The organism is Dolichospermum flos-aquae CCAP 1403/13F (genome assembly GCF_012516395.1).
GTDB lineage: Bacteria > Cyanobacteriota > Cyanobacteriia > Cyanobacteriales > Nostocaceae > Dolichospermum > Dolichospermum lemmermannii.
On sequence record NZ_CP051206.1, the window covers coordinates 2,218,355 to 2,231,104 of the forward strand.

Annotated in this window: 11 protein-coding genes; 5 read left to right on the plus strand and 6 right to left on the minus strand. The window is 40.2% G+C overall.

Annotated features, from left to right (window positions below):
• Positions 1 to 30: 30 nt before the first annotated feature.
• From HGD76_RS10965 to HGD76_RS10990, 6 genes are all read right to left on the minus strand, one after another.
• Positions 31 to 888: a DUF2726 domain-containing protein gene (locus HGD76_RS10965; protein WP_168695798.1), complete on the minus strand. Its 858-nt coding sequence runs from the start codon at positions 886 to 888 to the stop codon at positions 31 to 33.
• Between the two features lie 76 nt (positions 889 to 964).
• Complete coding sequence (locus HGD76_RS24880) at positions 965 to 1,768, minus strand: hypothetical protein (protein WP_210967766.1); 804 nt, start codon at positions 1,766 to 1,768, stop codon at positions 965 to 967.
• Positions 1,769 to 1,879: 111 nt separating this feature from the next.
• Entirely contained in the window at positions 1,880 to 2,209 is a 330-nt protein-coding gene (locus HGD76_RS10975; protein WP_168695799.1) for a type II toxin-antitoxin system RelE/ParE family toxin, read from the minus strand.
• Positions 2,193 to 2,456, minus strand: a complete 264-nt coding sequence (locus HGD76_RS10980) for a hypothetical protein (RefSeq protein WP_168695800.1) — start codon at positions 2,454 to 2,456, stop codon at positions 2,193 to 2,195. The genes HGD76_RS10975 and HGD76_RS10980 overlap by 17 nt, the downstream gene beginning before the upstream one ends.
• Positions 2,457 to 2,965: 509 nt before the next feature.
• A complete protein-coding gene (gene ftsH3, locus HGD76_RS10985) occupies positions 2,966 to 4,810 on the minus strand; it encodes an ATP-dependent zinc metalloprotease FtsH3 (RefSeq protein ID WP_015079544.1) in 1,845 nt (614 codons plus the stop codon).
• 186 nt (positions 4,811 to 4,996) lie between these two features.
• Positions 4,997 to 6,139, minus strand: coding sequence for a tocopherol cyclase family protein (locus tag HGD76_RS10990; RefSeq protein WP_168695801.1), 1,143 nt, complete (start codon positions 6,137 to 6,139; stop codon positions 4,997 to 4,999).
• 524 nt (positions 6,140 to 6,663) lie between these two features.
• Here HGD76_RS10990 and HGD76_RS10995 point away from each other — a divergent pair.
• The 5 genes from HGD76_RS10995 to HGD76_RS25860 all read left to right on the plus strand — a co-directional run bounded on the left by HGD76_RS10995 (position 6,664) and on the right by HGD76_RS25860 (position 12,723).
• The gene (locus HGD76_RS10995; protein WP_210967767.1) at positions 6,664 to 8,088 is read left to right on the plus strand and encodes a sugar transferase; all 1,425 of its coding nucleotides are present in this window, start codon (positions 6,664 to 6,666) and stop codon (positions 8,086 to 8,088) included.
• Entirely contained in the window at positions 8,085 to 9,062 is a 978-nt protein-coding gene (galE, locus tag HGD76_RS11000) for a UDP-glucose 4-epimerase GalE (protein ID WP_168695802.1), read from the plus strand. The genes HGD76_RS10995 and galE overlap by 4 nt, the downstream gene beginning before the upstream one ends.
• A gap of 259 nt (positions 9,063 to 9,321) precedes the next feature.
• The gene (locus HGD76_RS11005) at positions 9,322 to 11,511 is read left to right on the plus strand and encodes a GumC family protein (RefSeq protein ID WP_168695803.1); all 2,190 of its coding nucleotides are present in this window, start codon (positions 9,322 to 9,324) and stop codon (positions 11,509 to 11,511) included.
• Between the two features lie 428 nt (positions 11,512 to 11,939).
• Complete coding sequence (locus tag HGD76_RS11010) at positions 11,940 to 12,500, plus strand: Uma2 family endonuclease (RefSeq protein WP_168695804.1); 561 nt, start codon at positions 11,940 to 11,942, stop codon at positions 12,498 to 12,500.
• Positions 12,501 to 12,600: 100 nt separating this feature from the next.
• Entirely contained in the window at positions 12,601 to 12,723 is a 123-nt protein-coding gene (locus HGD76_RS25860; protein WP_256370336.1) for a hypothetical protein, read from the plus strand.
• The last annotated feature ends 27 nt before the right edge of the window (positions 12,724 to 12,750 follow it).

A 12,750-nucleotide genomic window follows, 5' to 3' on the forward strand; every position in this document is an offset into this window, starting at 1 on the left:
AGTATAATGAACAACAATCAAACCGGATTCCTATATATATTTCTTTCTAAACTCTTCTTCCTTTTTTGCCATTTGTTCCTGTGTAAATAGTCCAGTTATAGATTCTATTTCTTCAAAACGCTGCACAATTTCTAAAATTGCTAATTCTTCACATAGATCGTATGCAGAAGATGAATAAAAATTAATTGATGTACATTCAGATTCACCATAAATATATAGTCCATTATGAAGTTGTAAAATTGCCAAGGTTGCCCAAGTTATTTCGTTATCATCATGTCCTTTAATGATTTTTGGTTTAATTGTCCTACAAAGCTTGTCTTTATATTTTTTGTGTAAATATAGTGCTGATTGTGCGAAAGGGTCATGTCCAATAAATGAAAACCACAAAAATGGTTCATCTTCGGGAATTAAACCATTATCTTGTGCTTCATAAAAAGCCTTTTGTAAAAACCAAGTTTCCACAAGCCAACCCGCTAAAGAATCAAACTTACCTGCAAAAATAGATTGTGAATCATTTTTGGGAAAATCACCAATTGGTTTGAGGAAATTTGATTTTATTCTAAATAATGAAATTTCGTACTTTTGGCATATAGAGTTTTTCTTTCTATCTCGCTTCTGTGCTTGAGGATCATTATGTGAACTTCCATCAACTTCAATTGCAAATTCTGGAGATAGTTCACTTCCTGTAGTGATTACAAAGTCAAAATGAGCCTTTAAAGCATAGCTATATTCATCTTTATCTGTTAAAATTTTCTGATTAATTTCTACAATATCAGCTATTCTAACTTTAGGGTATACCAAAGCCCCATATTTGGAAGCAGCTTTTTTAAGTTCTTCATTTGTAGTTGCTTCAGATTTATTTACTAGTAAATTCTTTTTGTGCTTCATAATTATTTATCAAAAATGTACAATATTATAAATGTCCATAGTTTTATAATGAGAACAATAAAGAATATCGAAAGGCTTATATTCCTTTACTCAAATAGTGTTGGCAAGCAAAGGAAATGGCGATCGCATAAGGATCTGATGGAGACTGAATATAGTTAAATGGCTGATGTTGCGTTTGGGTAAAAATATAATTTGAGTGTTGTCCAGTTATCAAACCTTCACCTGTTTTGCAGTTTACTTCTACTGATATTCCCCTATCAACTCCATCTGCTGATGGTAAATATGTGTCTTCTGGCGTTCTTCCTTGTTTTAACATAATCCCAATGCCATCAGGAATAAATATAGTTGGATAACTGTAAACCTCAGCCCGGACAAAGTGATCTTGTGCGCGAATTGGTGGACTTTGTTCTGGTTCTAGAATAATCGTAGTGGGATTCACTACTGTATTATTAAATGTTTGTTGTGTATTTTGTAAATTCTGATTTACTTCCTCCATAGGTGCAGAATAAATATTATAGTTGGCTGAATTGCTAAATTGTGCATATATATCTAGCAAAAAATCAGGATCAATGACTGGCACACCATTAGTCTGAAAATGAGCATTTTTCAACACAACCAAAACTGCTTGACCTTGATGAAGGACAAAAGGGGGATTTAAGCAATGAGTATTGTAAGGGCTATAAAGACCATAAGCACCACCATATATTCCGTGTTGATTACGGATACTGTAAAGACCATAAGCACTGCCATACATTCCATGCAAATTGCTGATTGAGTTTGGATCATATCTGTCACTTGACAAAACTCCTAAGAATTGCCTATCAGCAGCCCATAATTGAGCTATACCATTAATAGCAGCAAGAAATTCTGGAATTGACATTTATTTATGCTTTGTTTTGATCGCAAACTACTGTAATTAATTATGATTATTGAATAGTTGTATTTTATAAAACAACCGTATAAATGCGTAATTGTATTGTTTATCTGAATGCTAAATTAAATCTTCTAAATCATCTATAGTCATAGGTGCTTGAGCAGTATGACGAACATATAAAACAGATACTATCGTGTCTCGAATTGTAAATAGCACTCTGTAAATATTCTTAGATTTGCCATAAAGCAATTGACGGACTTCTTCTGGAAAAATCTCGTGTTCCACTGCCAAAGCACAACGCTGGGGCTTCTCTTGCAGGGTAGCAATGGTATTCATCAATCCTCGAAACCAAATATCTGCGAATTCAGGATTACGTTCTCGATACCAGCGATAGGCTTGCGAAATTTGGTTTTCAGCAATTGGAGTAATCTCAACCTGAAATGTCATATTTCTGCTGCATTTCTTGAATAAAATCGGCAATAGGGCGCGTTTTACCAGCGTTGAGTTCTTCAAAACCCTGCCCAATCCCAGCAATAGTTTCCAAATGCTCAATTAATTGGCGTATCTTGTGAGGATCAATGTTACCAGAATCAAGAAAAGTGATGAGAACCTGGGTACTATTGTTCACATCTTTAGGGGGTTCTGTAAATTCAATTTGCCCGTCTCGATAAATACCTTCGACTGTTTTTAGCATAAGTCTTGTGGTGTTAATCATCAATTAAATTCTATCACGAGAAGCCTGTTACCTGTCACTTGTTATATCGTTTATAAATTCTCATAAACTTCATCATCATTTCGCTTACCAACTCGGAAAATTTGAATTTCCTCCTCTTGAATTTTATAGAGAATACGAAACTCTCCCAGGGCAAACGCACCTAAATTCTGTAATCCATGCCCAGCAAGGGTTTTAACTTTTAGTTACAAAACTTAACAATCGTCAAAACCTTTGTCCAGTAAGCATTCTAAAAATAAGATGCGCTTGCCCTGGAAACTCTCCCTGATCTACTCGATAAAGATCAGGATAGCCTTGTCAATTAATTGCTGAAAAACTTGCTCGATATGTTCTTTAGCAATTTTAGTATTTGTGGATTTATTGGTTATTTCTACGTTTGGCATCATTTTTGTTAATTTTCTCCGAGAGTGTTACATAAAAGGGTAATTCCAGAAAAACCAGAATTACCCTTTTTAAAAGTTTAGGAAAAATTAAGCAAAAGCAGCCATTTTCACATCATTATTACCAAGAATTTCTTGTAATTCCTCAGCGTCAACGGTTTCCTTTTCAATCAGCATTTGAGCAATTTCATCTAATACCTTGCGGTTATTGACTAAAACTTCTTTAGCTCGAATATAAGCAGTATCAACTAACTTCCGAACTTCTTCATCAATAGCAGCAGCGGTTTCTTCTGAAAAGTCGCGTTCAGACATAATATCTCGACCCAGGAACATATTTCCTTGTTGACGACCAAGGGCAACTGGACCCAAGCGATCGCTCATGCCAAAGCGAGTTATCATTTGTTTAGCTACTCTGGCAACTTGCTGTAAATCATTAGAAGCACCAGTAGTAACTTCCTCTTCACCAAAGATGATTTCTTCAGCGAGACGACCACCCAAAGCCACAGCCATTTGATTTTCCAAATAAGCACGGCTATATAAACCAGTGTCCATACGGTCTTCACTAGGGGTAAACCAAGTTAAACCACCAGCTTGACCACGGGGAATAATGCTAATCTTTTGCACAGGGTCATAGTCAGGCATTAAAGCCCCAACTAAAGCGTGACCTGCTTCATGGTATGCAACCAAAGTTTTGCGCTTTTCGCTCATTACCCGGTCTTTCTTTTCCGGACCCGCTAATACACGATCAATTGCATCATTAATTTCATCCATCGAAATTTCCGTTAAATTCCGACGGGCGGCTAAAATTGCCGCTTCGTTGAGTAAGTTAGATAAATCTGCACCGGTAAAACCAGGAGTCCGACGGGCAATTTTATCCAAATCTACATCTTTAGATAAAGTTTTACCACGAGCATGAACTCTGAGAATTTCGCTTCTTCCAGCGTAGTCAGGACGGTCAACGACAACTTGACGGTCAAAACGACCGGGACGTAATAAAGCCGCGTCTAATACATCAGGACGGTTGGTAGCAGCAATAATAATAATGCCAGTGTTACCTTCAAAACCATCCATTTCCGTTAGTAACTGGTTGAGGGTTTGTTCCCGTTCGTCATTACCACCACCCAAACCAGCACCCCGTTGACGACCTACCGCGTCAATTTCATCAATAAAGACGATACAAGGAGCGTTTGTTTTTGCTTGTTCAAATAAATCGCGGACACGGGAAGCACCCACACCCACAAACATTTCCACAAATTCAGAACCGGAAATTGAGAAGAAAGGAACACCTGCTTCTCCAGCAACAGCCCGCGCCAGCAGGGTTTTACCAGTACCAGGAGGACCAACTAAAAGTACACCTTTAGGAATTTTTGCACCAATAGCGGTAAAGCGATCGGCATTTTTCAAAAAGTCTACAACTTCATTTAGTTCTAATTTAGCTTGGTCAATACCCGCAACGTCCCCAAATGTCACTTGAGTTTGGGGTTCCATTTGCACTCTGGCTTTAGATTTACCAAAGTTCATGGCTTGGCTACCTGGTCCACCTTGAGCGCGACGGAGAAGGAAAAATAGACCAACTAGCAGCAATACAGGGAAGAATAAGCTGCTGAGAGCTTTAAACCAAAATCCTTCGTCTGCTTGAGGTAATACGGCAATATCAACACCTTTATTTGTCAGAGTATTGATTAAATCTGGGTCGTTAACTAAGGTAACTATCTTTTTATTAGGATCATATTTGGGTGTTACCAAAGCTGTAGAACGGTCAGAACTCAAACTGACTCTCTCAACTCTGCCTTGTTTAACTTCTTGGATAAACTGGCTGTAGCGCCATGTTTCCCGGCTTTGGGGTTGTTTGTCAAAAAATGCTGTTCCTAGGGCAATAACAACTATAAAAAGGAGCGCGTACAGCCCCGTATTTCTCCATCTTTTATTATTCACTGATGTTGATTCTCCTGTACTGGTTTGCTGCTTATACTTAGCTTCTCTAAGAAAGAGGACATTATGATAATTATGTTAACTTATTTTAAGATATCTCAAAATAATCCTCCTGTCATGCTAAAAATTATCTCCCACCTCCTGCAAGTCTAAAACATGAGAATGATAGGAGTTCTATTGTAGCGATTCTCAGCAGGAGTCAGGAGAAAAGAGGCAGGGGCAGGGAGCAGGGAAAATATTTATTGCCCAGTAATTATCCCAATCATCACCACCAACTTCTAAACCGCACAGATTACTACTGGCATTGAGGATAACTTGAGATTTGCTGCCATTAAGTTCTCGCAATTCTAAATTTAGCTCCCCTTGCATAGTATCCCGACAACAAAAATTTAAACCATTGCTTGTCGGTGCGCGCAGAGGTGTACCTGGTAGCTGGGTAGTTCCTGTCAGTTCAACTTCATAATTGAGGTTTTTGGCTTGCATTTGCCATCTACCCCAGGGCTGAATTTGCCATTTTACTTCTGAATTCCAGGGAACGAACTCATAAAATTTGCCTTGGTGGTGGATACCAATCATCGCCACTGATTCCATCCACCATAATACACCACGTTTACCGCCACCGGCTGTTAAAGCTAAATCGGGTTGATTAATAAAAGAATTGCAATTTAGCCAAAACCATTTTTGGGGAAAAGCACCACCCCAGTTTTTTTCTGCGTATGCTGGAGCATTTGTAAATTCATAAATTTTACCATGCCAATCAATCCAACCACTGGCTAAACCGTGAGCCATTAAAATTTGCCAGCCGGGTTCAAATATCTGCGAAAATGATAGCCAACCAGCGGTTGATTGCTGAAGACTATTTTGATTTCCCCATGCGTATACGGGTTTAATTTCGTATTCCCATCGGCAATAATTACTAGTGGCAGGATCTGTAATTATGCCTTGATTTAAGGTGGCTGTGGCTTGATAACCTTCTTGAATATGGTGTGTAAATTCACTGGGGATAAGATACAGGGGGGAAACTTGTAAGTTGGTTTTTCCCCAATGTCCTAATCCTAAAATATCCCGACTCGCCCAAAATTTATTGACATCGGGAAAGGTGCGACAAAGATATTCATCATTTATGCCCAGTATTTGGGCTGCACCGCCGCTGTAGGGCTGATTACCGCTGGGATCTTCGATAGAGTACATGAAGGCGATAGTTTGCTTAATTTCGGGCAGTGTGACGCGGTAATACCAGCCTTCAAAGAAGCGGCGGTTGCTACCATCCCAATGATAGCCGCTATGGGGAGTTTGAGTGAAATCGAGGAGGTTTTTAGGAATACTCGGCATAAGGTGTCTTTTTTGCTTACTTTTCAGTATGGGCAATGCGGAGATTTGGGATTATGATGATTCAGGATGCGATCGCCATATCAAAGCAATCACTAACTTTAATCTTATGTCTCCCATTAACTCAGCCTTGCTGTATCGTTCGTCTTTGTACCGCTTAGTCTAAACTTCAGCAGTGAGAAACTTTACATTTTAGTATCTGCTGTGATTAAATATTTAGTGTTGGGTATATCTATTTAGAATTCACCCACTAACTGTCGCAAAATCCCGCAGTCTATTTAAATTGTATCCATCCGGGAAGAATTGTGAAAGTATCGGGCTGAATATTTTACAAAGCAACAGCGCAACACAACGCTCATGTTAGGTTTCATGGTGATTGCTCTGCAACGCAAAAGTGAACAACCTAACCTACAAATCAAGGCTTCTTACAATTTTGACAAGGTATTCATGAATTAAAGCTTTTTTCAATTTGGCGAAGCTATTGTTTACAAGTTCATGTTCTTACAAGCAACTTCAAAAAAATACTTATGTTAGAGATAGGATTTGAGACTAATAGAGGCAGCAGCAGCATTCAGTTAGTAAAACTCCCACGATTTATATCTCTATTCCTGATGGTGGGGGATGTCCTTAGCCTATTTGTCTGCTTGGGACTTACTTCTTACTGGACGTTAAATAATCCATTGACAGGATTTGACCCATTTGTCTGCGGATTTATCTTACTGGTTTTAACAGGGATGTATTTGTCAGATACATACCATCCAGAGAAAGAAATTGCAGGTTTACAAGCTCCAAATCGCATTCTCATCAGTAGTGGAATAATTACCATCATCACTTCATTGGTGATTTATCTATCGGAGAGTTGGGAACAGCATTCAGGAGGGATGAGGGGTATATTGCTAGTTAATCTGGGAATATTTACAATCTGGGCAATCATATTAAGACTATTGGCATTCAATTGGTGGCGATCAAAGTTCCACCAGGGTCGTTGGTTAATGCTAGGATCTGGCAATCATGCGATCAAGTTTGCCCAAATGTTCTTAACACGGAATCCATTGGGAAGATTAGTTATCCTGACTGAAAATGGCCAACAACTGCCTGAATTAGCAGAAATAGAACCCCAACTAAGTCATGAAGGCTGCCTCAGCGACCTATCTGATTGGAGTCAGCAACCCTTATCAGGGGTGGTAGTAGGGACAAAAATCAGTCTCTCTGATGTACAAGTGCAAAGTTTAATGCAACTACGACTAAAAGGCATCCCTGTTTACCAGTTGCCCGATATTTGGGAAACTTTATGCTACAAACTTCCCTCCTCTCTACTTGAAGATGAGTGGTTTGCTTTTAGTAGTGGCTTTAACCTGGTATTTTGTGGTTTTAGTCTCAAAATCAAGCGGTTTACAGATATAATGCTGACTGGAGTATTATCTGTGCTGCTACTGCCACTCATGGTCATTGTTGGTATAGTCATTAAGTTAGATAGTCCAGGTCCAATTTTCTATAGCCAATTACGAACAGGATTATACGGTAAACCATTTCGGGTTTACAAGTTCCGTTCCATGTCTCAGGATGCTGAAAAGAAGGGCGCACAATGGGCAATTCAACGAGATCCACGCATTACCAGGGTGGGATATTGGCTACGAGTTTTGCGAATTGACGAACTACCTCAGATTTGGAATGTGTTATCTGGAGAAATGAGCCTGATTGGTCCTCGTCCAGAGAGGCCAGAGTTTGATGTCAAGCTCAAAGAAGCAATTCCTTATTATGAAATGCGCTATTTAGTCAAACCAGGAATCACAGGTTGGGCGCAGGTACTTTATCCATACGGAGCCTCCCTTGAAGATGCCTATGAAAAGCTGGCTTACGACCTTTACTATATCAAGAACTATTCTTTATGGTTGGATATAGTCATAGTCTTGAAAACCATCAGAGTTGTTTTATTGGGTAAAGGCAGATGAATCAAAAAGTCTTGGTGACAGGAGGTGCAGGCTATATTGGTTCCCACGTCGTGCGTCAACTAGGCGAGGCTGGTTATAATACAGTCGTATATGACAATTGCTCTACGGGTGTACCCCAATCCGTACTCCATGGTGAGCTAATTATTGGCGATTTAGGAGATATAGACCGCCTTTACCAAGTCTTTGGCAAACATCAATTTAGTGCAGTGCTGCACTTTGCAGCTAGTCTAGTTGTACCAGAATCCGTTGCCTATCCCCTCGATTACTACGCAAATAATACACGGAATACTCTGAATTTGCTCCGGTGCTGTAGTGTCATGGGTGTTAACCAATTGATATTTTCTAGTACAGCCGCAGTTTACGGCGAACCCCAAGAAAATCCAGTCACCGAGTCTACTCCTACCCTACCAATTAATCCCTACGGACGCTCCAAACTGATAAGCGAATTCATGATTCAAGACTATGGATTAGCTTCTCGTCTGCGGTATGTAATTCTCCGCTATTTCAACGTCGCCGGAGCCGACCCCGGTGGCAGAATCGGACAAAACTCAAGCAATGCAACTCATTTGATTGCCAATGCCTGTAATGCCGCCCTGAAACGCCAATCAGAATTCAAGATCTTTGGCACTGATTTTCCCACCCCAGATGGTACAGGAATTCGAGATTATATCCATGTTGAAGACTTAGCCGCAGCCCATGTTGATGCATTACGCTATCTGGAACGAGATGGAGAAAGTCAAGTTCTCAACTGTGGTTATGGCAAAGGTTATAGTGTCCGGCAAGTTGTGGAACGGGTCAAAGCTATTTCTGGTGTGGATTTTCCCGTAATTGAAGTAGCGCGTCGTCCCGGAGATCCAGCCTGTGTGACTGCTGATGCAGAGAAAATTAAGCAGGTATTGAACTGGCAACCCAAGTATAATAACCTAGACAATATCATCTACAGCTTTCTATCGTGGGAAAAAGGTAAGATATGAACTTCTTTGATTAAATTTCATAGCCTGTAATTTTGCAAACTCTTCAATTTATCGAATAGTGTGTAAAAAGGATTATTTACTACTTTGTCCATTTTCTGTTTTGTTGGGTTTCGCTGTCGCTTAACCCAACCTACAAATCAAGACTTTTGGCGATTTGGACAAGGTATTGCCGGAAATGACTTAATTTTGTGCAAATACATGATCTACAATTTCTACAACACTTAAGTTCTATACTTAGTATATTTTCTTAAATTAATTTATGTCTATTAACCAAGAAGACCAAGATTCCTCTCTTGATATCCAACAATACTGGCTAACATTCAAAAGACATTGGCTGGTGACATCAATTGTCTTTGCCTCTGTCTTAGGAGTCACAGCCTTGTTCACTTACTCAGCAAAACCAGTTTACGAGTCGGAAGGCAAGCTGGTTTTCACCAAAAAAAGTGGGGCTTCCTCACTCGCAGGTCTCTCCCAATCCCTGGGAGAACTGGGCGGATTGACAAACCTCAGTAACCCAGTAGATACCGAATCTGAGATCATCCGCTCCTACCCCATTGTTATAAAAACTATTACCACACTGAATTTGACAAATGATCAAGGCAAACAGATTTCTTTGGAGAACTTTCTCAAAAAACTGAAGTTGAAGACTATCCGAGGAACGGATGTGATCCAGCTTTCTTACAGGAGTACTAATCCGCAAGAAGCAGCAGATGTGGTCAATTCTTTAATGAAATATTATCTGGAGAGTAATATTCGCACTAACCGCACCGAGGCTAGATCCGCGCGAGAATTTTTAGACAAGCAATTACCAGAGGTCGAGAAAAGAGTTATAAAAGCAGAAATGACCTTGCGTCGCTTTAAAGAAAACAACCGGGTGGTAGCTCTGGATGTAGAAGCCAAAACTGGTTTGGAATCCCTTGGAAAACTAGATGAGGCAATTACCCGCAGCCAGGGCGAATTAGCGGCAGCTTACACTCGCTCTGTGGCTTTGCAGGATAAAATGAAGTCAACTACACAAGAGGCGGTTGATCTCAGTGCATTAAGTCAATCTCCTGGCGTACAGCAGGTACTCACAGAATACCAGAAAACACAATATGACCTAGCAACAGCCCGAACACTTTATACTAGTGATAATCCAAAAGTTGTGAATTTGGTAATGCAAGAGGCATCTCTTAAAGACTTACTAGAAAAGCGAGTTGCCCAAACCATTGGTAGTTCCAAGTCTCTCCCCCAACAGAACTTGCAGGTAGGAGAACTCAAACAGGCATTAACTCAAGATTTAGTCAAATCAGAGGTGGAAAGGTTAGCCTTAACAAACCAAATCGGAGAATTGCGAAAGGTATTTATAATTAATAGGCGACGTTTGGATAGCTTACCTCGACTGGAACAACAACAGCTACAGCTACAGCGACAGTTATCCGTGGCACAAATCACCTATCAAGAATTTCTGAAGCAATTTCAGTTAGTTCAGGTGCTAGAGAATCAGAATGTAGGTAATTCGCGGATCATCTCTGAGGCTTTAGTTCCTGACCGTCCCGTTTCTCCCAAGATTCCCCTCAACTTAGCACTAGGCGGATTTTTGGGAATCCTCTTAGGTGCGGGAACAGCGCTGCTGTTGGAATCCATGAATCAATCTCTCAAAAATGTTGAAGAAGCGAATCGGCTGTTGGGCTTTCCTTTGCTGGGGACGATTCCCCAATATGGTAAAAAAAATCCAAAAAATCGGCAGGAAGGTCGGCAAGAGTTGCCCTTGTTGGATAACCCCTATTCACCAGTTACTACATCTTTTGAAATGCTCCAGACTAATTTAGGCTTTACCCTATCTGACAAAGAATTACGGGTAATTTTGCTCACTAGTTCAAACCCTGGAGAAGGTAAATCTTTTGTGGCAGCAAATTTAGCCCTAGCCGCAGCCCACGTAGGACGACGAGTGCTGTTAGTGGATGCCGATATGCGCCGTCCCCGTCAGCACCGCGTTTGGGAAATACCCAATTTATTGGGACTAAGCAATATCTTAGCTGGTCAGACACAGTTAAAAAATGCTGTCCAGGAGGTATCTCCCCAGGTGAATATGTTGCCAGCAGGAAAAATTCCGCCTAACCCAGTCACACTTTTGGATTCCCAGCGCATGGCTGACTTGATTGCAGAAGCAAGGAATGATTATGATTTTGTCATCATTGACACGCCACCCTTGACTGCTGTTACTGATCCACTGATTGTTGGTAAGTATGTGGATGGATTATTGCTGGTTGTCCATCCTGGCAAGGTGGAATATTCAGCGGTGAAGTCATCGAAATCATTACTTAATCATGGGAAAGTGCCTATTTTGGGAATGGTAGTGAATGGTGTTAGTGAGGAAAGTAGTTATGGTGGGTATTATTATCAGAAAGGTTATTACGGTGAGAAAGTAGATAGTAAGAAGAAGTCTTCTCAGTCCAATCTGCGGTAAGACTTGACTTTATTTCCTGCTCATGTAATATTAACCTACTAAGATGTAGAGTTTTTTGGTTGGTGCAAATACAGTTTGCACCGCTAAGAGGGTGTTTGAAAAGTTTTAGGCTGTGATTTTAGGCACTTACAGATCCCCCCTAACCCCCCTTGCTAAGGGGGGAACTAGAGTCAAAGTCCCCCTTTTCAAGGGGGATTTAGGGGGATCTAAAAATATTTGATACACCATGAGTGACTTTTCAAACATCCTCTAAGAAATTAACTAAAATTATTCGTTTTTTAGGAGTTGAGCTTTGATGGTCTTTTGATCTCAGTTCCTCCCTCGCCACCTACTCGTAACTGGGAAGGCTGAAGTAGGGGAAAGCTATGTCTAAATTATGGTATAATTATCAAAACGATGTCGACTAAGGGCTATAATAATCATCCTTTATGACCATCAGATCCATAAGATCTCTCACATTGCAGGAGTTTCTGATGCTACCGGAAACAAAGCCAGCATCAGAGTTCTTGGGTAGGGAAATTATTCAAAAACCTATGCCGAAAGGAAGACACAGCCGACTGCAAGGGAAACTTAGTAGCGAAATTAATTTGGTGAGTGAATCTGAAAAAATTGCCTATGCTTTCCCTGAACTCAGGTGTAGCTTTGGTAATCGCTCAATTGTTCCTGATATAGCAGTTTTTACATGGGAACATATTCCTTTCCTTAGCAGTGGAGAAGTCCCAGATAGATTTGAACTAGCTCCCGATTGGGTAATTGAGATTCTTTCTCCTGAACAGAAATCAAATAAAGTGATTGGCAATATCTTGTATTGTGTGGAGCATGGGTGTAAATTAGGATGGTTTCTTGATCCTGATGATTTAAGTATTCTAGTATTTTTGTGCGATCGCCAACCAATACTGATGGAAAAAACCGATATTCTGCCTGTATTGGCAGGAATAGAGTTAAAATTAACTGCTGATTATGTATTTGGCTGGTTGAGAATGGCTTAACTAAGCAATACCTTAAGACAAGGTAAGAGTTTTACTAAAGAAGTTATCTCCTCGCCACCAATGTTAAATTAGTCCGTATGGGGATTCCATCGCAGCATATATGACTGAATCAACATTGCCTAAACTAAATAACCCACAGATAGATAGTTTATCACCAGATTTTGTTAAGCCGCCGACACAAGACGAATTACTTTACGATGATGGGATTCCCATGGAGACTTAGCGCCATAAACTGCAAATGGATTTACTA

Bases quoted from the DNA above. Each gene is read 5' to 3' on its own strand.
- HGD76_RS10975 (WP_168695799.1), bottom strand. From the start codon at position 2,209: ATGACATTTCAGGTTGAGATTACTCCAATTGCTGAAAACCAAATTTCG.
- galE (WP_168695802.1), top strand. From the start codon at position 8,085: ATGAATCAAAAAGTCTTGGTGACAGGAGGTGCAGGCTATATTGGTTCC.
- HGD76_RS25860 (WP_256370336.1), top strand. From the start codon at position 12,601: ATGACTGAATCAACATTGCCTAAACTAAATAACCCACAGATAGATAGT.
- HGD76_RS11010 (WP_168695804.1), top strand. From the start codon at position 11,940: ATGACCATCAGATCCATAAGATCTCTCACATTGCAGGAGTTTCTGATG.
- HGD76_RS24880 (WP_210967766.1), bottom strand. From the start codon at position 1,768: ATGTCAATTCCAGAATTTCTTGCTGCTATTAATGGTATAGCTCAATTA.
- HGD76_RS10980 (WP_168695800.1), bottom strand. From the start codon at position 2,456: ATGCTAAAAACAGTCGAAGGTATTTATCGAGACGGGCAAATTGAATTT.
- HGD76_RS10965 (WP_168695798.1), bottom strand. From the start codon at position 888: ATGAAGCACAAAAAGAATTTACTAGTAAATAAATCTGAAGCAACTACA.
- HGD76_RS10995 (WP_210967767.1), top strand. From the start codon at position 6,664: ATGTTAGAGATAGGATTTGAGACTAATAGAGGCAGCAGCAGCATTCAG.
- HGD76_RS10990 (WP_168695801.1), bottom strand. From the start codon at position 6,139: ATGCCGAGTATTCCTAAAAACCTCCTCGATTTCACTCAAACTCCCCAT.
- HGD76_RS11005 (WP_168695803.1), top strand. From the start codon at position 9,322: ATGTCTATTAACCAAGAAGACCAAGATTCCTCTCTTGATATCCAACAA.